The organism is Chryseolinea lacunae, from assembly GCF_016735595.1.
In the GTDB taxonomy this organism is placed as follows: domain Bacteria; phylum Bacteroidota; class Bacteroidia; order Cytophagales; family Cyclobacteriaceae; genus Chryseolinea; species Chryseolinea lacunae.
The window spans coordinates 36,660-58,556 of sequence record NZ_JAERRB010000007.1 but is presented as its reverse complement, the minus strand read 5'-3'; the positions used below and the strand labels follow the sequence as shown (position 1 = coordinate 58,556).

General features: G+C 50.7%; 17 protein-coding genes. 6 read left to right on the top strand and 11 right to left on the bottom strand.

Features of this window, described 5'->3' with window-relative positions:
- Nucleotides 1-67: 67 nt before the first annotated feature.
- Entirely contained in the window at nucleotides 68-1,612 is a 1,545-nt protein-coding gene (locus JI741_RS19725) for an MFS transporter (protein ID WP_202012821.1), read from the bottom strand.
- A gap of 143 nt (nucleotides 1,613-1,755) precedes the next feature.
- Between JI741_RS19725 and JI741_RS19720 the strand changes: the two genes are divergently transcribed.
- Complete coding sequence (locus JI741_RS19720) at nucleotides 1,756-2,562, top strand: alpha/beta hydrolase (RefSeq protein WP_202012820.1); 807 nt, start codon at nucleotides 1,756-1,758, stop codon at nucleotides 2,560-2,562.
- A 120-nt stretch (nucleotides 2,563-2,682) separates the two neighbouring features.
- Here JI741_RS19720 and JI741_RS19715 read toward each other — a convergent pair whose 3' ends face one another.
- The 4 genes from JI741_RS19715 to JI741_RS19700 form a co-directional block, all read right to left on the bottom strand.
- Nucleotides 2,683-4,623, bottom strand: coding sequence for an IPT/TIG domain-containing protein (locus JI741_RS19715; protein WP_202012819.1), 1,941 nt, complete (start codon nucleotides 4,621-4,623; stop codon nucleotides 2,683-2,685).
- 4 nt (nucleotides 4,624-4,627) lie between these two features.
- Entirely contained in the window at nucleotides 4,628-5,863 is a 1,236-nt protein-coding gene (locus JI741_RS19710; protein WP_202012818.1) for an outer membrane beta-barrel protein, read from the bottom strand.
- A gap of 232 nt (nucleotides 5,864-6,095) precedes the next feature.
- Nucleotides 6,096-6,485: a hypothetical protein gene (locus tag JI741_RS19705; RefSeq protein ID WP_202012817.1), complete on the bottom strand. Its 390-nt coding sequence runs from the start codon at nucleotides 6,483-6,485 to the stop codon at nucleotides 6,096-6,098.
- 4 nt (nucleotides 6,486-6,489) lie between these two features.
- Nucleotides 6,490-7,590 (bottom strand): outer membrane beta-barrel protein, encoded by a 1,101-nt coding sequence (locus tag JI741_RS19700; RefSeq protein ID WP_202012816.1) that lies wholly within the window; start codon nucleotides 7,588-7,590, stop codon nucleotides 6,490-6,492.
- Nucleotides 7,591-8,143: 553 nt separating this feature from the next.
- On the opposite strand from JI741_RS19700, the gene JI741_RS19695 reads away from it, so the two are divergent.
- Entirely contained in the window at nucleotides 8,144-10,363 is a 2,220-nt protein-coding gene (locus JI741_RS19695) for a YCF48-related protein (RefSeq protein ID WP_202012815.1), read from the top strand.
- Nucleotides 10,364-10,487: 124 nt separating this feature from the next.
- Here JI741_RS19695 and JI741_RS19690 read toward each other — a convergent pair whose 3' ends face one another.
- The 5 genes from JI741_RS19690 to JI741_RS19670 all read right to left on the bottom strand — a co-directional run bounded on the left by JI741_RS19690 (nucleotide 10,488) and on the right by JI741_RS19670 (nucleotide 18,193).
- A complete protein-coding gene (locus JI741_RS19690) occupies nucleotides 10,488-11,045 on the bottom strand; it encodes a pentapeptide repeat-containing protein (RefSeq protein WP_202012814.1) in 558 nt (185 codons plus the stop codon).
- Between the two features lie 66 nt (nucleotides 11,046-11,111).
- Complete coding sequence (locus JI741_RS19685; protein WP_202012813.1) at nucleotides 11,112-11,561, bottom strand: hypothetical protein; 450 nt, start codon at nucleotides 11,559-11,561, stop codon at nucleotides 11,112-11,114.
- A gap of 58 nt (nucleotides 11,562-11,619) precedes the next feature.
- Nucleotides 11,620-14,706: an ATP-binding cassette domain-containing protein gene (locus JI741_RS19680; protein ID WP_202012812.1), complete on the bottom strand. Its 3,087-nt coding sequence runs from the start codon at nucleotides 14,704-14,706 to the stop codon at nucleotides 11,620-11,622.
- Between the two features lie 348 nt (nucleotides 14,707-15,054).
- Nucleotides 15,055-17,100 carry a carboxy terminal-processing peptidase gene (locus JI741_RS19675; protein ID WP_202012811.1) on the bottom strand — a complete coding sequence of 682 codons (2,046 nt, stop codon included), beginning with the start codon at nucleotides 17,098-17,100 and terminating at the stop codon, nucleotides 15,055-15,057.
- Nucleotides 17,101-17,302: 202 nt separating this feature from the next.
- Nucleotides 17,303-18,193, bottom strand: coding sequence for a hypothetical protein (locus JI741_RS19670; RefSeq protein ID WP_236676179.1), 891 nt, complete (start codon nucleotides 18,191-18,193; stop codon nucleotides 17,303-17,305).
- Nucleotides 18,194-18,587: 394 nt separating this feature from the next.
- Here JI741_RS19670 and JI741_RS19665 point away from each other — a divergent pair, with 394 nt between their 5' ends.
- Nucleotides 18,588-18,842 (top strand): hypothetical protein, encoded by a 255-nt coding sequence (locus JI741_RS19665; RefSeq protein WP_202012810.1) that lies wholly within the window; start codon nucleotides 18,588-18,590, stop codon nucleotides 18,840-18,842.
- Nucleotides 18,843-18,860: 18 nt separating this feature from the next.
- Nucleotides 18,861-19,088 (top strand): hypothetical protein, encoded by a 228-nt coding sequence (locus tag JI741_RS19660; RefSeq protein WP_202012809.1) that lies wholly within the window; start codon nucleotides 18,861-18,863, stop codon nucleotides 19,086-19,088.
- Nucleotides 19,089-19,095: 7 nt separating this feature from the next.
- On the opposite strand, the gene JI741_RS19655 is transcribed toward JI741_RS19660, so the two are convergent.
- The gene (locus JI741_RS19655; RefSeq protein ID WP_202012808.1) at nucleotides 19,096-19,569 is read right to left on the bottom strand and encodes a pyrophosphohydrolase domain-containing protein; all 474 of its coding nucleotides are present in this window, start codon (nucleotides 19,567-19,569) and stop codon (nucleotides 19,096-19,098) included.
- 287 nt (nucleotides 19,570-19,856) lie between these two features.
- Here JI741_RS19655 and JI741_RS19650 point away from each other — a divergent pair, with 287 nt between their 5' ends.
- A complete protein-coding gene (locus JI741_RS19650; protein WP_202012807.1) occupies nucleotides 19,857-20,225 on the top strand; it encodes a hypothetical protein in 369 nt (122 codons plus the stop codon).
- Nucleotides 20,226-20,336: 111 nt separating this feature from the next.
- A complete protein-coding gene (locus JI741_RS19645) occupies nucleotides 20,337-21,896 on the top strand; it encodes a SulP family inorganic anion transporter (RefSeq protein WP_202012806.1) in 1,560 nt (519 codons plus the stop codon).
- Nucleotide 21,897: the final 1 nt, after the last annotated feature.

The window sequence follows — 21,897 nt, the reverse complement described above, 5'->3', positions numbered from 1 at the left end:
TCAGGCAATGATCATAAGGCATATTTCGCGAAAAAATTCAAAATAACAATGGTTAGCCGGATAAATTTCAATCGATTACGTCGGCTACTTTCCGGTTTTTCAGGAAAATCATACCCACCACAAAACACACGGCCGCCACAATGATCGGGTACCAAAGCCCAGCAAACGGGTCGCCCCCGGGGGTATGCTCCTTGCTGGATTCATAGAGCGATGTGGCAATGAACGGCGTCAGCCCCCCAAAAATGCCATTGCCAATGTGGTAGGGCAGCGACATGGATGTGTAGCGGATGCGCGTGGGGAACAACTCCACCAGAAACGCCGCAATGGGGCCATAGACCATGGCCACCAGCACCACCTGCACAAGCACCAGCACCACCATGGCCCAGAAGGCATAGTCGCCCAGCACAATCTCCTTCTTCACGTCGTCCTTCGCTTTCTTGTCGCTGCCGGCCTTGGGAACGAAGTGGGTGGCCGTTTCTTTCTGTTGATTGCCTTCCTCGAACGTGCGGATGGTCTGCACCGTGAGCAGCGAGTCGCCGGCATCGGTGATGGTTCGGGTACGTTGGATACGCTTGTCGGCCGTGGCTTCTTTCTGATGCGTCACATCGGCCAAGGCATACATCTGCATATAGACAGGCCGGTAGAGCACCACCGCCATAAGGAGCCCCACCATCATGATCATCTTTCGGCCAATCCGGTCAGAGAGCCAGCCAAAATAAATGAACAACGGCGTTCCAATCAGCAAGGCCACGGCAATGATGTTGCGCGTTTGCACAAACTCGACGCTACAGGTCTTCTCAATAAAGGTCATGGCATAGAACTGGCCCGTATACCACACAACCCCCTGCCCTGCCGTGGCACCAAACAACGCAATGAGTACCAGCTTCAGGTTTTCTTTGTTGGCAAAACTTTCCTTCAACGGGTTCTTCGACACCTTCCCTTCCGACTTCAACTTCGAGAACAGCGGCGACTCGCTCATGCGCATGCGGATGAACACCGACACAACTACCAGCAACGACGACAGCAAAAACGGAATACGCCATCCCCATTCAGCGAACGCCTCCACCCCTATAGTCTGCCGCACAGCCAGAATCACCCCGATGGAAACAAATAGCCCCAGCGTGGCCGTGGTCTGTATAAAGCTTGTATAGAATCCGCGCTTGGCGGCCGGAGCATGTTCTGCTACATAGGTGGCGGCACCACCATATTCACCGCCCAGGGCCAACCCCTGCAATAGGCGAAGCACCAACACCAGCGCTGGCGCAAACAGGCCAATGGACTGATAGCCCGGCACCAACCCGATGGCAAACGTGGACCCGCCCATGAGCACGAGCGTGACCAGAAACGTATACTTCCGCCCTACCAGGTCGCCCAACCGACCAAACACTAGCGCCCCAAACGGACGCACAATGAACCCCGCGGCAAAGGTTGCCAGCGTGGAGAGAAAGGCGGCGGTGGGGTGCGTTTGAGGAAAGAACTGTTCCGAAAGAATGACGGCGAGGCTTCCGAAGATGTAGAAGTCATACCACTCGATGAGCGTGCCCACCGAAGAGGCGGCAATAACAAACCAAAGTTTCGACTTCTCCTGTGACGTGAGGGCAGTAGGTTGCATGTGCGGTTTAGATACTGATTTTGGGAAATATAATCAGAAATGAAAACGATGCCAACATTCGATTGCAGGGAATTGGAGTTGGTCGTTCAAAAAGTCATCTTCGCACCATTCACTTTCGATTCGAAACGGGTTCAATCGGTCACATGAAATTCCTTCGCGCCTTGCTCACCACATTCCTCGTCATCCTCAGCCTCTACATCGTCGTTGTTGCCGTGGTTGGCCTTCTGCAACACAAACTCATCTTCCATCCCGGAAAGCTTCCGCCCGATTTCGCATTCGATCTGTACGGCGATGCCACCGAAGCGTTTATCAAAACCACCGACGGCGAAACCATCAACGCAATTTTCTATCCCGGCACAAACAACACAACCATCCTCTACTTTCACGGCAATGCAGGCGACCTCAGCAGCTGGCAGGATGTGCACCACGACCTGGCTCCGCTCGGGCACGGCCTTCTCATCATCGATTTCCGCGGCTACGGAAAAAGCACGGGCACGCTCTCTGAAGATGGACTGTATCAAGACGCAGAAGCAGCCTATCAATATCTTCTCAAGGAACAACACCTATCCGCCGGGAACATCATTATCTACGGTCGCTCTATTGGCACGGGCATCGCGGTTGAACTTGCCACACGTCACGATGTGAAACACCTTATTCTGGAATCGCCTTATAGCAGCCTCAAAACATTGGCAAACGAGAAGGTGCCCTACCTCCTGCCCTCGCTTGTGCTTCGTTTTTCGTTTAATAATTTGAAGAAGATAAATTCCGTGCAGTGCCCGATCCTGTTTTTCCATGGAGCAATAGATGCGCTCATTCCGGTGGAGCATACGAACAGGCTATACGATGCGTTCACAGGGGAAAAGGAGAAAGTTATTATGCCGATGGGAACGCACAATAATTTGAGTGAGTTTCGGGAGTATAGAGAAGGGTTAAAGGAGGTTGGGTTGTAGCGCCAACGTTGCCCCCACTATGCGTCGATGTGTGGAACAAGTCTCCATTTGCTCTAGCTTTTTTATGCGTACACTCGTTACGTGTCAGACCGATGGTCATTCACTACAAGCTACTACCAGCTAGTCATAAGCGGGATCATACTCCCACATTTCACGTCCCATCGTTGATCCGAGATAAAGCCGGCCGTCAATCTCGAAGGCAAAATAACCACCGCCCACACCGTGTGTCGCATCGTCGATTGTCTGCCAGCCATCCGATGATGGATCGTATTGAAAAACTTGCTTTTGAGTTCTCAGATATCCCTTTCCTTTAAACGCATAGCCCGATGAGTAGTCGGCACTCGTGGTTTCTCCTGCTTTGCTAATCCATGCATCGTTTGCCACATCGTATTGTAAAAAAGAAGTTGTTCCGAGCCTGTAGGCATAGGGTGTGTTGTTGATGGTAAACCCTGCGAAGTAACCAGACGCAGGCAACGTTGCTTTCAGCGTCCATTTGTCAACGGCCGGATCATACTCCCAAAAATTACTGGTGGCATTCCCTAGCGCCACATAGCCCTTGTTGATTCCGGAAAAACCAATGGGTGTAGATGCTCTTGATCCGGGGAAATCACCCAGCTTTGTCCACTGGTTTGCCAAGGGCTCATAGCTGTAGAACTCCTTTGCACTTCCCAGACCCACATAAGCTTTGTCGCCCACTGTAAATGCAGTGGCACCGGTCTTCGTCGTTCCGGGATAGTTTGTTACCTGCGTCCACGTGTTAGTTTGAGGCGTATACCGCCAAAAGGCTTTGGTGGCGTTGGGGTCGCCCATGCCGATGTAACCTTTGCCTGCGAGTGTAAAGTTTACCATGCTATAGGGCCCGAACGTGTCGCCGATCGGCACGTTGGCCCTGCGCAGCCAGGCATCTTTTAGCGTGAAGGTCTGCGCGCTGAAAGCGTTCTGCTCCGCCACCCGCACTTCAACTTTGAACGACCGGGCATCGTAGATTTCCTTCGCGGGTATGTCCACCACAAGCAGCGTTTTTGAAGCGTTCTGTACCGTCACTTCAAGACCACCGAGCAACACCACGTTCGCTGCCCTTTCCGGATTAAAGTTGCTCCCGGCTATGCTCAAGGTTTTGCCTGTGTAGTCACTTGTGGATGATAGCGACTGAATGATGGGAGCATTTAATGTAAAATTGCCTTGTGCCAGCGATGACTGCAACCCGACACTAATGCTTATTCTACTTTCGCGTGTGCGCAGCCCCGCAGGAACACCAACTTTAATGACCGTGGGTGTTGCATCAATTACGGTAGCTATCACGTCATTAAATTTAACAATGTTCTTTTCTTTCACGACATCGAAGTGCTTGCCTTGCAAAGTCACCACGTCGCCAAACGTGCCGGTTTGGGGTGAGAAGGTTTCTACTACTGGGGTTTCCAGTTTGAAGAGCGTGGGTGCCTGAACGCTCTGGCGCGTCACGGTCACCACAATGGCAACTTCGTCCAACGGAATGTCGGCCGGCACGCGACACTTCACTTCGGTGAGACTGCTGCTCAACACTGGCGCTTCGAAAGTGCCGAACTTAACCTTCACGGCCTTGGCGTCGGTCGAAAAGTAATTCCCTTTGATCACCACCGTGTCGCCACCTGTGCCCTCGAGCGGCAGAAAGCTTTCGATGACAGGCACATGACTGCCTCGGCTGGTGAATGGCTGCTCTTCGCCATACACCGTATAGGTTTTTGTCTTCAGATAAGCCTTCACATAATATAACGTGTCGGCATACAGACCCGACGACACATCCAGGGTGAATGCGCCCGCGCCATCTCTGGGGCCAAGTGAAGTCTTGAACTGGCCCTCAATGGCATACTGGTATAATCCCCATACAAAGCCGTGATCAATGATGGGCTCGTCGTTCATAGAGCGCACTGCGCCTTCAAACGTCACGCCATTTTCTGAGATGCCGGTCACCTCAAGAGTTTGTACCGTTGGATAGGGCGGCGTAGGAAAATCATTCTTGTCGCATTTCACAAACGCTAGCGACACCAACAGGATCACGGAGATTTTGAATAACGTTTTCATCCTTCTATTTCGTTTTCAGGCCAATGACTAATTGAATGTTGGTGACAGCGGAAGTCATGACTTCACCGTGAACCTTTCCGCGATCAATCACACCGTTGGTCCATTCGTAGCGGAGCTCAACAAAGGCACTGAATTTAGGAAGTACAGCGATGTTTCCTCCCATGCCACCCCACACGCCGAATTGTTTGTTGCCCATGGGCAAAGGGTCCTCATACTGTGTTGTTACGGTATTGAATGACTCGGACTCCAGTTTCCAAATCGAACTTGCTTTCACCTGAAAGGTAGCGGATGCACCGGCATTGACATAGGGCGTGAACTTCCGTTCGGCAAATGTGTAGCGAAACGCTACGGGCACCTTCACTTGGCTGATGGCATACGAAAGATAGTTACGGTTGGTAGTGGACCCGTTTTCATACAACACAAACGCTGTATGCGACGCTTTCAAATATTGACCCTCAATATGAAGTGAGATGCGCTCGTTCAATCGTGGCGACGACACGTCGATAGAAACACCTACCAACGGCGATGTCGATTTTGTTAAGGGCACCTCAAAGAGATCGAAGCTTCCATAGGGCGACGAAAACGTCAGCGTCGAGTAGTTGACACCGGTCAGCAGACCGACATCGGCCTTCAACCAGGATTTTTTTTCCTTATACACTACCGCCGTAGTTCCTACGCAACTGTTGTAGCGCTCCACCAGGTTTGTAAGATGTTTTTCACTCAGCGTAAGACGTTCCACCGAATGGCGTATTGCCTCACAATCGTACAGCATCATGTTCACAATGCCGATGTGTCTATTCGACTTCTTCACATACACACCGCTCTCATTTTCGATGCGGGTTTCTCCATAGGCAATCCACATCAATCGCCCATCGGCCTTTTCCATAAAAAAACCACCGTAATATTTATAGAGCGACACCGGCCCGTTCACCAGCACTTCAATAAAAACAGTTTCGGGTTTACCTTTCTCAACCTCCACCGTACGCGAAACAAAATACGCATTGTCCACAAAACCGTAGCCAGTAAGCTGACCTGGCTTGTAGGAGACCGGCGCCGCATTTTCGGCAGGCTTGAAATCACATTCCTTATAGGCTTTCGCCCCCTCACGGTAATTCACAAACCCGCGCACTGTATCGTACGCCGATGTGACAATAAAACCTTTTCGATAATCGGATTGGGAGCGTGCCGAATGGGCAACACTGCTGAAGACCAGCAGCAACAACAATAATCTTCCTGACATATTACAAAAACGCTGGTGTGTCGCTACGTTAACAGGAGGGCTAACGGCACGACGGATAACGACTAATTTAAAACGCCCGCTTAAGACTCCTTTTTAGCAGGTAGACAAATCTAGCGAATTGCCGATAATAAAAAACAGGGACCGCGAAAAATTGATGCAAACAGATCACGTCGCAGCCTTCGGGTAAGACAGAACTCACCACAACGCCCGGCCACGGCGAACGCAATTATAATTACTTCGGCCGGTTGAACGTTGTCATCTGGCCATAGAAAGTATAGCCATTTGTTTTCACATAGGCTTTAACATAATAGGTCTTGCCAGCGACGATATCCTCCGAAAGTTTATAGTCAAACGATCCGGTTTCAGTCTTAGGCCCCAGAGACCATTTGAACTCGCTGTTTGTATCAAAGTCGGCATAGCTCCACAGAAAGCCATGTTCCAGAACAGGGTCGGTTGTGAGCGACACCAATGTGCCGTGGAGTGTGACGCTGGTGCTGGTGATGTCTGTCACCGGCAAGGTCTCTACTGTGGCATAGGGTGGTGTTGGGAATTCGTAGTTGTTGCAAGCCGAAACAAGCGACAGTACCACAAACACAAATGCTATATTACGGAACGTCTTCATGCTGCTATTTTGTTCTCAGGCCTATGATCAATTGCAAATTGTTGATGTGGGATTTGAAAAGGTTCTGCGGTATGAGCACCTGGCTGTTCACCAACGTGTTCGCGCGCTCGTAGCGAACTTCAACAAAAGCATTCAGCTTGGGATGAACGGCAAATGCGGCACCTACCCCACCCCACACACCAAACTGATGTTTCAGCAGCGGCAAGGGTTCCCAATGCACACTCTGCACGTCGCTGTGATAGATCTCTTCCCGGCGCATGCTGGAACTGCCGCTTGAATGAATGATGTTATTCACCCCCAGTGCCAGGTAAGGCGCAAAACCTTTGTTCGAAAAAGTATACCGGAGACCTAAAGGAATTCGCAAGTCGGTGATCGACACCGATGCATAGTTACGCGCCGATCCAAATCCGCTGTTCACATCGGTATAAGAATAGAACGAAGACTTCAAATATTGCAGCTCCACCAACAACGCAAACTTTTCGTTCACACGGGGCGATGTCAAATGAAACGCCACACCGCCAAAGATCGCGTTCGACTTGCGATAGGGCGACGTCCACGGTTGCATGTAAGTCTGGTCGGACGATATGATCAGGTTCGATTGTACCACGCCCGTCATCACACCTGCGCCAAGCCGCAGCCAGGGCATTTTCACTTTAAACGTTTCGGCCTCGGTTCCCATGCACGCATTGTAGCGTTCCACAAGGTGCGTCAGTTTTTTCTCCGAAAGGGCCATGCCCCGAAGCGACTTCTTTATGGTAGCACAATCGTGCATCATGAGGTTGATGACGCCGAGGTAGCGGTTGTTTGTTATTGGCACCTGGCGGCCGTCGCGTTCCACCGTGGTGTGTTCAATGGTGAGGCGCATGAGTTTTCCTTCGCCTTTCTTTTCCATGAAAAAACTGTTGTCCACCCGGAACAGCGACACCGTTCCACGAACCAGCAGCTCAAGGAACAATTGTTCCTTCTGCCCATTTTCGGCGTCTATGGAGCGTGATTCAAAGCGGGCATTGCCCGCATAGCCGTAGCCCGCCAGTTGATCGGGTGCATAGTCCGTTGCATCGCCACGCTCACTGGTCCTGAAACTGGCCTGGCGATAGGCGCGCATCCCCTCCCGATAGTTGACAAACCCTTTGACCGTATCGCCAGCAAGTGTGACTACAAACCCTTTTCTAAAATCGGACTGAGAATAAAGTCGCGGAGAAATCCCGACGACCAACAGCAAGAGCAACCACTTTCCTTTCATGAAACCTTTATAATGAAAATTAACATTCTACTAACGACGTTGAGATGAACGCATCGATACTTCAACAGACGCAAGCCGGTCGCAAATTTAACGGGATTAGTGATTGGGACAAGAATGGAATTCTGGAGAAGGTACTGTTTTCTTACACCAAACCGGCGATCGGGACGCTTCCAAAGGCTCCTGCGTTGGCGATCCCATACCACCTCAACTCGCGGTCAAGATCCTCGCTCAGCCGTTTTGCTGAAAACAATTCAACAAAGTAAGATCAACATAAACCAAGTCTTCAACGCAATGGCTATCTCCAATTTTCACTGTCTTAATCACCATCCTAAGCTACCCCATTGCGCGTGATTTTCATACCGCTGTCCAACTTCACCCCCGCAACGTGTGTCTGAACAAACAGAAATCTTTGCGTATGAGAAATACCCTCACGGTTGTGTTTGTACTTTTTTGTGTTTCATTGCAGGCGCAGTGGCAGTTGGTTCATCCGGCATCGCCGCTTCATCGTCTATTCATTAAAGCAGTTGTTCCCCCGGGCAGCACGGAATGTTATGCCGTTGGAAACGACCTGGCCATATCGGTCGATGGCGGGGTGTCGTGGCAACGAAGCTTGCAGAATCACTTGCCCGTGAATTTAACACCCGATTCGCGCTACTACGATTTGCAATTTGTTAGCGCCACCACGGCCTACTTCCTGTTCGAAAACAGAATTTACAAAACTACCGACCGCGGTGCGCATTGGAATGTTGTGTTGGAGAGCACACAGACGCATCCAAAATATTTTGCCAGTGCAATATTCAGTTCAATATTTTTTCTAAACGAACAAAATGGCTATGCCGTAGGCGATTTTGCAAAGCTATACCAGACTTCCGACGGCGGGCAGACCTGGAAGGTCCTTAGCGCAACCACAGCCACAGCTCCGTTCGTTAGCTATTCGGATGTCGTGTTCACGGATAATCTAACCGGCTACATCTCCGGCTACGATGTGGCCACCATTGAAATGAACTACGGCTTCACAGAGTTTGTACTGAAAACGACCGATGGCGGCACTACCTGGAAGCGTTGGGATTTACCTGCTCAGACGGATGCACGCATCATCAATCTTCGGTTTGTTGATGCCGACCACGGTTTTGCCACGTTCAAAAATTCAAAGGACAATGATGAGTTGTTCGCTACCATAGATGGTGGTCAATCGTGGAACCCCGTAAATCCTCCAGGCTTACGAGCCATCAAAACCCTCCACTGGATTGATGGAAAAACTGCGGTGGCCTTTGGCACCACATCGTTATATGACAACGAGTTTTTTCGCACCGAAAATGGCGGAACTTCCTGGGAGCCGATTTCGCTTCCCGTGTTTCCACAACAGGATATTAACATCCTTACCGACATCGCTTTTGTGGACGCGAACAACGGGTTTGCCGTTGGCGCAGCAGGCAACATTCTTCGCACCAACGACAAAGGAAAAACTTGGCGTAGTGCCAATGAAGGTTACCCGTTTTTTCATTCGCTTTCGTTTCCATCAAAAAATGTTGGCTATGCCAGTTCAGGCAAAGGATTTTTCAAAACCACCGATGGCGGAGCTACGTGGACTTTCCAACATCAATCTGAATCGTTAACCGTTTTAAACATGCAGTTTGTAAGCGAGACCGACGGCATGCTTTACGGATTTAAGAATTTTTATTACCGCGTTTCACAAGGCGGAGCTGACATTGATTTGCTTACGCTTCCGGTCAACTTCCTGTCGCTCTCCGAACTCGTTCAGTCGGGCGATTCGGTTTTTATAGCGGGCACTGCACTGGCTCCGTTTCGCCAGGTTTTGTTGCGTTCGGGCGATCGGGGCGAAACCTGGGAAACAACAACACTGTCGGACGAACGGAATCTGATCTTTCAGGTGCAGCGCATTCACAATCGATTCTACTACACCTCATCCGTAACGATTACACGTTCGGGCTCTCGTGGTCAATCACCGGAAACGGTTTTCACAACCAACAACGGCTACCTCAACGCAGTGCACTTTCTGGATGAGCAAACCGCATTGGCATTTTTCACATCAGGCGAAATGAAGCGTTCTTCCGATGGTGGTGTGCATTGGCAAACAGTTGGCTCGTTCGATGTGAGCATGCTGATAAAAGATTTCATAAAGGTGAATGACCGCGTCGTGTATGCCTACGGTTCTAAAAATAATGGCAACTATGTGCAAGGTGCCGTATGGATTTCTACCGATGCCGGACTTCACTGGCGTGAAGAACAATTACCCCCTGTCGACTTTGGCATTTCCGACATGGCCGTTGCAGGAGACTTTGTGTTCGCCACCGGCGGCTATGGAATAATATTGCGCACCACTGTTCCCGAAGAGGTCACGCATGTTGCTGAAATTCCAGACAGCGATGCGCGGCTGTATCCTAACCCTACTCATGATTTTCTAACGCTTTCCATAACTCCCGATCATCAACTTGAGTCTGTGGCCGTGGTTGCCCTAAACGGATCAAGATTGATGGCCGCCGCAGAAGAAACGGAAAAGAATGGCTATCGCATTGCTGTCAATCATCTGTCCGATGGCCTGTATGTGCTCGAAGTAAAAACAAGCGGTGGGTATTGGCGAAAGCGGTTTGTTAAAGCATCCTTATTCAGATAACGCGGATTCAAACCCGCGCTATCAAATGCAATTCCAACATGCGATCCTGCCACAGTCAACCAATTCAATCGATCAAACTGTCTTGCTAAGCACACACGTTGCGTCTATAGACAATAGCTTTGTCTCACTCCACTTCCACCCCATACTTCTCCAACAATCCCACCACCCCTTGCAATGAAAACCTCGCTTTCCGCAGGCGGTTGTTTTCAGGATCAATGGAATAGTTATACGCCGTGCGGAAGTCTGCTTTTTCAAGGATGGTGTTGTTGAAAATGGCACGGCTCAGGTCGCAGTGATCGAACACAATGGCCGTGAGGTCGCAGCCTGTGAAGTCGGCTTCGTGGAGCTGGCTGTTTTTGAATGGCGTTTTCTTCAGTTTGAGATGATGAAATGAGGAATGGTTGAGGATGCAGTTTTCGAAGCTTACCAACACGGCCAGTGCCTGACACGTTTCGAATTTCAGGCCGAGCATTTTGCAATCTCTGAACTTCACATCGCGAAATGCGGCGTTTTTCAGTTCGGCCATGCTGAGGTTGCACGACTTGAATTCGCATTCCACAAACTTTATGGTGGACAAGTCGCAGTTGGACAGGTCGCACTGGTTGAAGGTGCAATACTCGTAGGCTTCTTTTGCCAGTGGTGTTCTGGTGAAGTCGATCCGGTCGAAGGTTTGGTCCTGCATGGCCAGAATGTGTTTCGAAGGCCGGTGCTTAGGTCAGGCCTGCGGTATAAAAACGATGGTGATTCCCTAGTGGTGATGTTCGCCACCACCATACCACGCTTCCTGCAGTTCGTGAAAAAGGTCGTGCAGTTTGGTCAGCGCTTCGCCCACTGCTTTGTCGTCGGTTGACTTTGCTGTTGTCACGAATGACGTGGTTTCGGTCTTCAGGTGTTGGAGTTTTTCTTTTACCTCGTTGTTGTTCACTTTTTCGGGGAGCGGAGCGTTGGCCCACGTTTCGGCGGCAATGGCCATTTCGGCGGCTTTGGCTTTGGCGGGGGCCAGGTTGGCGGAGTCTTTAAAGGGGTGAAACGCTTCGGCCATGATCATGTGAAAGTCGTCCATCTCCTTCCATTCTTTAGGTTCGGCCGCAGCAGGCGTGGCTTCCGCGGTGGTGGATGTTTCTTTCTTGCTGCCGCAGGCAATGGCGACAATTGCCAGTGTGGCAACGATGCAGGTAATGGCCAGGTTTCGGTTCATGATCGTGGGGTCTGATGATGTTGTTCAGCAAAAATAAAAAAGGGACGGCACATTCCGGCTAGTCACGCTTGCGATATTTCCGGCGCAACTCCAGTCGTTTCATGAGGCGCTTCAACACGTCGAAATAGAGCGTAAGGAACAGGAACAGGGTCATGCTCCAGATCACGGTCACGTTGAAATAGAACGTGTCGAAGTTGTGATCCCAGAAATGTTTGGAGGGTTGGTATAGGTTGGCCGAGAAGTCCAGTTTGTTTTTGGGCTTGTGGTCGTCGAGGTAAATGGGATAGATCTTTTGCACCAGCGAGCCGTCGTATTCCACAATGCGGTCGGATGTTGCAATGTTTTCTACCGCGTCGGCCACCGACTTGTTGGCATAGCGCAGTTTCACCTGCTCATATTTCGCAGCCTCCACGGGAGTGGCGGTGAGTTTGGCTACCAGGCTTTCGCGCGCGGTGCCCGCCCGTTGCATCTGGATGCTGTAGAATTGTTTCAGCGTGGCCAGAAAGTGCGATGTTTTCTGATAGGTGGTCGAATCGAATTCGCCCACGCGCAACTGCTCCAATTCCGGAAAATTGTCGGCGCCCACAAACTTCAGTTCGTTTTCAATTTCGTTGTGCAGCAAGTCCAGCGAGCGTGTCACCCTCGGATTGTTGTCGCGGCGCCAGCTCGACGGGTTGTTCACCACATAAGCCAGCTTCGATTCGAGCGCAGGAATGTAGTACACACGCTTGTATTCGGCCTCTGCCTGTTGTTTGTCAAGAGCATAGAACTGTTTCTGAAACGGGTTGTCCTTGAACTGCGTCACCATAAACGCCTCGAAGGCCCAGCGCGACGCCATCATCTCTCCCACCACCGGCACGCCAATGGGCTTGCCCACACGGGGATTAAACTTGTCGAAGCTGATCACCACACCACTCAGCAGCAACTGGGGTATCACCAGCAGCGGTATCAGAATGTAGATGGTCACGGCCGAGTTAAACGCTGCCGAAATATTCAGCCCCAGCATATTCGCAAAACACGAACAACTAAAAAGGATGAGCCAGTAGCGCATCTCTGTGAGGGGTATTTCCAGAATGGTGTTGCCCACCAACAAAAACAAAAAGGTTTGTATGGCCGAGATGCCAAACATGACCGCCACCTTCGACACCAGGTAGCTGCTGCGGCTGAGGTGCAAAAACTCTTCGCGCTTCAATATCTTCCGGTCTCTGAAAATTTCTTCTGCACTCATGGTGAGCCCGAAGAACAACGCCACCACCACACTCATAAAAAAGTAGACGGGCACGTTGTTGTTGCTGTAGAATGTATATACCGGGTTTTCGTCGGTGAGCACATTATAATATTTCACCATAAACGCGATGAAGAACGCCAGCACGGGCGCTTCCAGCAAGTTGATGTAGAGGTATTGTTTGTTCGACAGCTTGGCCAGCACATCGCGGGTGATGAACGTTTGAAGTTGCGCAAGCCTTCCGGGAATTTCCTGCACCACGGGCAATGACTCTTGCACATGGTCGACACGGGGAACTTTGATTTTTTGTTTGAAATATTGATACCACTGCCCTGCCGAAACCTTGCGGGTGTTGGTGAGGCGTCCGTATTCATTCACCACACGCGTTTCGATGATGCTGAACACCTGCTCGGGATTGATGTTCCCGCACTCCGGACATTGCCCCTGTGTTTTGTTGGCGGCGTTGATGATGTCGCGAAAATAGATGACCGACTCCACCGGGTTTCCATAATAAATCTGGAACCCGCCCACATCCATGATGATGAGCGTGTCGAACATTTTGAAGATGTCGGACGACGGCTGGTGAATTACCACAAACACCATCTTCCCCCGCAGCGCCAATTCCTTCAGCAAGTCCATGATGTTTTCCGAATCGCGCGACGACAAGCCCGACGTGGGTTCGTCCACAAACAGGATGGTGGGTTCGCGCAGCATTTCGAGGGCAATGTTCACGCGCTTGCGCTGGCCGCCGCTAATGGTCTTCTCCAACGGTGAGCCTACCTTCAGGTCGCGTATTTCAGAGAGCCCCAGGTTCACCAGCACACGGATCACCACTTCAATGGTTTCCTTTTCGGTATAGTGGCCAAAGCAAAGTTTGGCGGCGTAGTATAGGTTTTGGAACACGGTGAGCTCCTCGATGAGCAGGTCGTCTTGTGGCACATAGCCAATGATGCCCTGCACTTTTTCGGGGTGTACGTGTATGTCGATGTCGTTGATGAGCACACGGCCGCTGCTGGGTTTCTCCGAGCCGTTCAGCACGTTTAGCAGGGTTGATTTGCCCGAGCCGCTCGCGCCCATGAGGCCGATAAGTTTGCCGCCCTGTTCGGCAATGTTCACGTTCTGTATGCCGGCACGACCGCTCTTGAAATGATAGAAGATGTGGTCGGCAGTAAACGAGATACGTGCCTGCGAGGCGTCGGTCAAAAACTTGCCAATGATGTCGCTATAATAGATCGGTCCCACCTTGTCGCCGCGGATGGTGCTGCCCGTAGGGAACACATCGATCTTCCGGCTTTTCAACAGGATGCTGTTGAGGTAGAGCGTGGTGATGCCGAGGTATTTCACGAGATAGGTGTCGGCATCGTGCAGGCGCAGAATGGCGATGAGGCCCGTGAGGTCTTTCTCGATGATGCGGGGTCCGGGATAGTCGCCCGAGCCTTCGTCGATGATGAGCACTTGTTTGGAGGCCAGCTCGTCGATATCGCGCCCCGTCACAAATGCCTTGAGGGCTTGCACGTCGGCGCGCGGGATTTTGAGGGCCTGGCCAATATAGAAGATGAGGTTGCCCTGCCGGTCGGAAATTTCGTCTTCGGCAAAGACCAGTTCGATAATCTTTACAATGAGGACAACTTTCTGTTGCATGGTGAGGGCCTGATTCACCTGCTTCACGATCTTCATGATCTTGGCCCAGTCGTCCACAAATTGCTGGGTGTCGGCGTCGAGGCTGCTCAGTTCCTGGCGCGATTCAATTTCGTGTGTGGCGGCAAATTCGTCGAAAAGTTTCAGGTAATAGACCGTGGCTTCGCGGCTCAGGTGCAGGCCGAGAAACTCTTTGATGTTGGTGCGCTCAGCTTCGGTGATGCGCTCACGGGCAACGATAGCAAAAAGTTGGAGTATGGCTTTGAGCAGTTCTTCACTCATGGATTTAGGCTATTGGGCCCTAAAATAGCTTTTAAAAAGGGAAAGTAAAGGCTGTAAGGTTCGGGAAAAACAAGAATTGCAAAGTTCTGGCCTGCCGGGTTTTGAGCCGGCGGTAACTTCTTCAGTGGATGGAGTTTATACGCAACGGTCTAGGCCTACGGTTGGGCTTTCGCCGAAAAAATTATTTCACTGGGAAATCATGACAGGCACAACCCGAAACGTATCACCATCACCCATGGGCCATCTTTGATTTGTTGCCCGATTCAACTCCCCCGATGCGGGTAATTGTTGCCTATAAAAAAAGCCCCGACTCGTCGGGGCTTTTTTATTTTTGATGCTGAATATTTCTTATCCGACTTTGGTATTGATGAGGTCGCCCAGCACGAACAATCCTTCCTGCAGGAAGATGTCGTCAAGCTCCAGCACGTTGGTGGGCTTGCCTTCTTTGTTCACCATCTTGGTACCCAACTTGTCGTTGGCGGCTTTCTTCTTTTCGGCCTCCTCCATTTCTTTTTTGCGCACGGTTTCGTTCAGCGAAATTTTGGTATCCTTATAGCCCTTGCGCATATCGGCAATGTCTTCGGAAAAACGTTGCAGCGACACGTCGGTCTTGAGGCGATCCTGATACGCCTTGTTGAGGTTGGCCACCACGCGATCGTTCACCATGGTCGACTTCTGAAACAGTGTGCCACGGATTTCATCCCAGGGCAACGCGCTGGCGCTGGAGCTTTCGCCAAACTGCTCGGCATCCAGGGCGGTAGGGAATGCCACGTCGGGGGTCACACCTTTGTGTTGCGTGCTGCTGCCCGTGACACGGTAGAATTTTTGGAATGTGATTTTCAATTCGCCCACTTTGTTGTTGGGATCATTGATGAAGCGGTTCAGGTCCACAATGGTCTGCACAGTGCCTTTGCCGTAGGTTGACTCACCCACAATCACACCCCGCTTATAGTCCTGGATGGCACCGGCAAAAATTTCGGAAGCCGAGGCACTGAAGCGGTTGGTCATCACCACCAGCGGGCCGTTGTAGGCGATGCTGGGATCGTCGTCTTTGCCCACGTCTATTTTGTTCGACGAGTTTTTCACTTGCACCACGGGGCCGTCCTTAATGAACAGACCTGTGAGGTCGATAGCTTCGGTGAGTGAGCCGCCGCCGTTGTTGCGCAGGTCAAGCACGATGCCGTCAATTTTTTCGGTTTGCAATTCTTTAATGAGGCGGGCCACATCGCGCGTGGTGCTCATGTAGTTGGGATCGCCTTTTTGGTAGGCTTCAAAGTCCATGTAGAAACTGGGCAGTGTGATGATGCCAAGCTTCAGGTTCTTGCCGTTCTTCTGATAGTTGATGGTGCTTTTCTTGGCACGCTGATCTTCGAGTTTAATTTTGTCGCGCACCAGCGTGATCACTTTCGAAGGTCCTGTCACACCCGTTTCGGCGGGAAGGATCTGCAGTTTCACCGTGGTGCCTTTGGGGCCTTTGATGAGCTTCACCACGTCGTCGATGCGCCAGCCGATCACGTCCACAATTTCACCGTCGGAACCCTGGGCCACGCCGATAATTTTATCGTTCACGCTCACAAGTTTGCTCTTGTCGGCAGGACCACCGGTAATCACTTCGGCCACGCGGGTATAGTCGTTGTCGGTTTGGAGACGGGCGCCGATGCCCTCCAACGAAAGACTCATTTGTTGCTGAAACAGGTCGGCGGCTTTGGGCGAGAAATAGCTGGTGTGCGGATCGTAGGCTTCGGTGATGGAGTTCATGTACATGCTGAACACATCTTCGCTGTTGAACTGCTGTATCGACTTCGCGAAACGGTCATAACGTTCCTTCAATGTTTTTTCAATTTCGGGTTGGCCTTTGCCGGCAAGCTTCAGGCTGAGGGCCTGGCTCTTGATGATCTTGCGCCACACATCGTCCAGTTCTGCCTCGTTTTTGCACCAGGGTTCTTTGTCGCGATCGGTTTCATAATATTCTTCCGAGCTATAGTCGAACGACTGCGGGATGAGTTTTGTCATCACATAATTCATGCGGGTGGAAAAACGCTTCTTGAAAACTTTGTAGATCTCGTAGGCCGGGTCCACATTCTCGGAACGTGTGAGGTCGTCGATTTTGAAACGGTATTTTTCAAACGCGGCCAGGTCGGCCGAGGTGAAATACGTTTTGTTGTTGTCGAGGCTTTTCACGTAACCATCAAGGATGGCCGAAGAGAGCGAGTCGTTGAGATTGATTTTGCGATAGTGGTTGTTGTCGAGGATGTAGGCCATCACTTTCGCTTCCTTACCATAGACAGCACTGGGTTTCAGTGCGGTGGTGTCGGCGGTTCCGGTAGCACCTTGTGCTATGCCTGTGACGCCTAAAACGCTGGCGAAAATCGCCGCAAAAAAAGTTCTTTTCATGTCTGCCATAGATTTCATTTCATGCCGGACGGCCTGCCGAGCGCAGGCTCCGTTTCATCTTCACGTGGTTATCTTTCTTTGTTCACTGTAGGCAAATGTTGTGCCTTCATTCCCTGAACGTAAAAATGCTGAAATTGATTTACGTGTGCTCCCAATATGCCACCAAGTGTGGTAGAAGGGAACGGACGTATTCATTTCTCGCTCAAGGCTTTTCGCCGTCATATTCGTCCAGGAATTTTTGTGCCTGGCCGATGTTCTGAAATTCAAAGAACTTCTTGTTGCCGGTGGTGGTCTGAATTTCGAGACGCACCATTTCAACGTTTTTGCTGCGTTTGAAGGCTTTCAGGGGAACATTCTTATAATCGTCGGCCTCACGCGTAGAAATGTTGAAGGCCGTGGCACGCACCGACTTGCAATAGTAGCACTGATAGTGTTTGATGAGCTCGCCCGGAGCGTCTTTGCTGGGTTCGCGGGTCACTTCTTCGCGCACCACTTTCATGGTGTAGAAACCGCAGCTGTTGCACTTAAGCGCCTGCAGGTGGCCGGGATACTTTTCAATTTTCACATCGCCCGTTTTCTCGTCCATCCACACATCGTAGTCGATCGAGAACACATTTTCTTCGGCGCGCATACCTTCTTCCAAATGCACATCTTCTTCTTCCTCACTCAGCAGGCGCAGCAGGTTGCCGTCTTTGCCTTTGCGGGGCATGAAGCGCCACTTGCGCAGCTTCCGGTTCAGGATGGTGGGATAATAATAGTCCAGCACCAGAAAGGCCACATAGGCCACCAGTGTTCCGCCGGCGATGGAGATGAACAGACGCACAAAAAACCACACTCCAATGCTGTGCAATTTGCCCATGCCATAGAGGTTGATGAGCAGCGTGGCCGCCACACCAAAGCAAAGAAACACTTTCTTATAGCTCTTGATCTCGTGACCGTTTATGAAGTCATATTTCCCCTTATAGTCGCGGATCGTAGAAATGCGCAGGTTGTGGGCGAGATAGATGAAAATTCCGATGCCGACCATGGCGATGGCGCCGATAATCATGCTTAAATGCCAGAATTGCAAGAATGGGCTGGTTTCCGTTTCCATTAGAAGCTAATAGGGTTTATGATTTAGTGCTTTTAAAGATAATGATTAAAACGAATTAGCCTTCGCCATCCGTCTACAACCACCGCCAAAAATCACTTCCTTTTTGGGTGGTTTTATTAGGAGAGGAGATTTTGTGCAGAATTTCATCATTTCCGAACCCACCCTCGGGGGTCCAAGGCTGGCCAATCCATGAAAAAAAACGTTTGATCCGACGCCATTCTATCAATAATACATTTTATATCAGCGAATTACAGCTAAATACCAACGGCAGCCCTATTCACAGATGTGATGATGAGGGGGTTAGCCGCCGCGAAAAATAATTGTGAAGAATTGCACAGAAGTACTTGGTTTCGTCAGGAGGAAAATCTACTATTGTGTAATAATACACAATCCTATGTCAGAATTTGAACGCAAAAAGATTGAAATCGACCTGATGTCGTTCACGTCGAAAAACTTCCAAAGGCCCTCAGAATGCCGCAATTTGGAACAAATCAGGTTCTATGTCCGTGAGCTTTGCCTCAAGATCGAGGAGCTGGAAGAGCGGTTCGACCATGTGCCAAATTGCGCATATGCCTTACTGGCACAGTACAATTCGAAACAGAACACGATGCTGAACGAGGAATTCAAAACCAATCATCATGGGGTGTAAAACACTCCCATCGCCATCATGAGGTACATCCCCTCTCCCATTCCCATACAGTTCAGCTATGTCTATAGCGCCACGGCCAATGCGTCGGGGCGCATGCAATACCACAAAATAAAACCCGGACACAGCAAACTACGCATCAGCCGTTCCGAGTTCATAAAAGCCTACAACGACACCACCATCCTGGCCATCAATCCCCTCCCCCTACGCGGCCAGGACGCTGTGTTTCAATTTGAATTCTATATCTGAGTCGCTTTTATTGTTTTGAGAGAATACCCTCCAGATCGGCAGGGCTATAGTTAATAGACTTCAGCGTCTTGTTATCCGACTTCCGGTAGATCAACCACTTGCCACCTTCTTCGCGGTAGTAGCATTCCGTGCCGTCTTTCTTTTTGTAGTGTTCAATGGTGGCCTGTGCTTCCTCGATCGACTCGCACGCTTTGCTCATGTTGGAGCGCTGCACTTCTTCAAACAGCGTTTTGAATTTTTCGCCGAGACCAAACTCAAGAATGGCACCAGACAACACGTACTGGATGTCACACAACGCATCGGCCACGGCCACGATGTCGTTTTCCAGGATAGCCACCTCAAACTCCTTCAGCTCTTCGGCGATGAGGGCCACGCGGAGCCGGCAACGATTTTCGTCGGGTATGGCCGGGTGATTCAGAATGGGATGTTTAAAGGTCTTGTGAAATTGCGAAACAAGGTTGAGGGTTTCCGGTTGGTTCATGGGTGATGTTTGTTTTTTTGATAAATACCGGGTAAAAATAAGCGATCGGCAGGAATGAATCGCGCAGAATGTTGCCCGGACGGAGTTGACTGGAAATTTGTTCCTCTGGCACGGGACGCATAGCCGGCAAAAGGCATTCTGGGATTCTAAACGATGTTTTTTTTACCGGACAAGTAAGACACTGAACATCTTCCCGTTAACTGCGTTGGGCCACCAATGCAGGCAGATTTTGCCCATGTGGACGTTGGACTCCGTGAATTTTTTGTGGATTATTGGATTACCTTTGTATGATGAATTTTTGGAGACAGGTATTGCTTCGTCGTGTGTTGACCGCCTTCACGGGTCTGGTCTTCATGAACATGAGCTTTTTCCTGGCCGAAATGAACGCGCTGGAGATCCGCAAAAAGAATAAAGCCCTGTGGGAAAACATGGTCAAAGTCTTTGCCGGCGTAAACGAAGAGGAGAAAGACACCGGCTGCGAGATGGCGGGCGAAAGTGACTCACTCTTCAAGGAGATCGATCTTGAGCTTAACGCTTTTGCATCGCTCCCGCCCAGTGCCCTCTCGTTGTCAAAACCGTTTGTCAGTGCAGACGGACCATCGCTCCGCTCCCCCGTATTCGACATTCAGAATCCCCCTCCCGAATCGTTCGCATAACATTCCACCCTTCGCCGTGTTTCCATGCGGTGCTCGTCTTGATTTTGGCCTGAACATTTCCCAGGAAGTGTTCCGCTGGATTATTCATTCATTTTTACATTAAAATAGTATATGCGTAATGTATCGAATCCAATCGGGAATCTGTCGCACGATCTTCCGTCAAGTATTGTAGTCTTTCTGGTAGCCTTGCCGTTGTGTTTGGGGATTGCGTTAGCCTCGGGAGCCCCTATGTTTTCTGGAATCATTGCCGGCATTGTGGGGGGCATTGTGATTGGTCTGCTCAGCGGGTCCAACGTGAGTGTGAGCGGCCCGGCTGCGGGGCTCACCACCATTGTGGTGGCGTCTATTCATGATCTTGGTTCGTTTGACATATTCCTGTGCGCTGTGGTGCTGGCCGGCGTGTTTCAATTTCTGCTCGGCGTGTTGCAGGCAGGCACCATCGGCCACTTTTTTCCTTCGGCAGTCATCAAAGGCATGCTGGCGGCCATCGGCATCATTCTCGTGCTGAAACAAATTCCGCATGCGCTGGGCTATGACCGCGACTTCGAGGGCGACGAAAGTTTTGATCAGCCCGACGGTCAGAACACATTCACCGAAATCTGGAATGCCTGGGACTATATCACCCCCGGTGCCATTCTCATTTGTGCGGTGTCTGTCATCATTATGATCCTTTGGGAAAAACCTTTTCTAAAAAAATACAGGTTCTTTCAAACCGTCCCCTCGCCGTTGATCGTGGTATTGCTGGGCATTGGTGGAAACCTGTTCTTCGCCCGCTATTGGGCTGCTTTCAACATCCCCGATGAACACCTTGTTTCCATACAGGCGTCTACGGGAGTTTCCGACTTTCTCAGTCAACTTACTTTTCCGGATTTCGGAGCCCTGGGAAATCCAAAAATCTATATGACCGCCATCACCCTGGCGTTGGTGGCCAGTCTTGAAAGCTTGCTAAGCATTGAAGCGTCCGACAAAATGGACACATTCAAGCGCCACACGCCGCTGAACCGCGAGCTCAAGGCACAAGGCATTGGCAACGTTGTTTCGGGCCTCATCGGCGGGCTTCCGATCACCGCGGTCATTGTTCGGAGTTCGGCCAACATATCGGCGGGTGCACGCACCCGGGCTTCGGCAGTGATTCACGGCATGCTGTTGCTGCTGGCTGTTATTGCCATTCCGAGGTTGCTCAATCTCATTCCGCTGGCTTCGCTGGCGGCCATCTTGTTGCTGACGGGCTTCAAACTCACAAAACCTTCGCTCTATGTCGACATGTTTCGCAAGGGCATCAGCCAGTTTCTGCCATTTGTGGTCACGGTGTTGGCCATTCTGTTCACCAACCTGCTGGTCGGTATTCTCATCGGCATCGTGGTGGGGCTGTTCTTTGTGCTGCGCTCAAACTTCAAACAGGCGATTACGCTGGTGGTGCGCGGCGAAAATTATTTACTTCGCATGAACAAAGACGTTTCGTTCCTGAACAAGGCGCTGCTGCGCCAGACGTTCGAGAAGATTCCGAAGGATGCCAACGTGATCATCGACGGGGGTGAAACGCAATTTATGGACTCCGACATCATCGAAACACTCGAAGATTTTGTGCTGAACGCACCGAGCCGAAACATTAATGTAGAAATAAAGAAGAGCCACTCTTCACCAAATGAATTTTTCCGCAAACAGGACTAAA

Excerpts from the sequence above, each read along its gene's own strand:
- JI741_RS19710 (WP_202012818.1), bottom strand. The coding sequence starts at position 5,863 with ATGTCAGGAAGATTATTGTTGTTGCTGCTGGTCTTCAGCAGTGTTGCC.
- JI741_RS19655 (WP_202012808.1), bottom strand. The coding sequence starts at position 19,569 with ATGAACCAACCGGAAACCCTCAACCTTGTTTCGCAATTTCACAAGACC.
- JI741_RS19685 (WP_202012813.1), bottom strand. The coding sequence starts at position 11,561 with ATGAACCGAAACCTGGCCATTACCTGCATCGTTGCCACACTGGCAATT.
- JI741_RS19700 (WP_202012816.1), bottom strand. The coding sequence starts at position 7,590 with ATGCGCGCCTATCGCCAGGCCAGTTTCAGGACCAGTGAGCGTGGCGAT.
- JI741_RS19660 (WP_202012809.1), top strand. The coding sequence starts at position 18,861 with ATGAGGTACATCCCCTCTCCCATTCCCATACAGTTCAGCTATGTCTAT.
- JI741_RS19675 (WP_202012811.1), bottom strand. The coding sequence starts at position 17,100 with ATGAAAAGAACTTTTTTTGCGGCGATTTTCGCCAGCGTTTTAGGCGTC.
- JI741_RS19665 (WP_202012810.1), top strand. The coding sequence starts at position 18,588 with ATGTCAGAATTTGAACGCAAAAAGATTGAAATCGACCTGATGTCGTTC.
- JI741_RS19680 (WP_202012812.1), bottom strand. The coding sequence starts at position 14,706 with ATGAGTGAAGAACTGCTCAAAGCCATACTCCAACTTTTTGCTATCGTT.
- JI741_RS19715 (WP_202012819.1), bottom strand. The coding sequence starts at position 4,623 with ATGAAAACGTTATTCAAAATCTCCGTGATCCTGTTGGTGTCGCTAGCG.
- JI741_RS19690 (WP_202012814.1), bottom strand. The coding sequence starts at position 11,045 with ATGCAGGACCAAACCTTCGACCGGATCGACTTCACCAGAACACCACTG.
- JI741_RS19645 (WP_202012806.1), top strand. The coding sequence starts at position 20,337 with ATGCGTAATGTATCGAATCCAATCGGGAATCTGTCGCACGATCTTCCG.
- JI741_RS19670 (WP_236676179.1), bottom strand. The coding sequence starts at position 18,193 with ATGGAAACGGAAACCAGCCCATTCTTGCAATTCTGGCATTTAAGCATG.
- JI741_RS19695 (WP_202012815.1), top strand. The coding sequence starts at position 8,144 with ATGAGAAATACCCTCACGGTTGTGTTTGTACTTTTTTGTGTTTCATTG.
- JI741_RS19650 (WP_202012807.1), top strand. The coding sequence starts at position 19,857 with ATGATGAATTTTTGGAGACAGGTATTGCTTCGTCGTGTGTTGACCGCC.
- JI741_RS19705 (WP_202012817.1), bottom strand. The coding sequence starts at position 6,485 with ATGAAGACGTTCCGTAATATAGCATTTGTGTTTGTGGTACTGTCGCTT.
- JI741_RS19725 (WP_202012821.1), bottom strand. The coding sequence starts at position 1,612 with ATGCAACCTACTGCCCTCACGTCACAGGAGAAGTCGAAACTTTGGTTT.
- JI741_RS19720 (WP_202012820.1), top strand. The coding sequence starts at position 1,756 with ATGAAATTCCTTCGCGCCTTGCTCACCACATTCCTCGTCATCCTCAGC.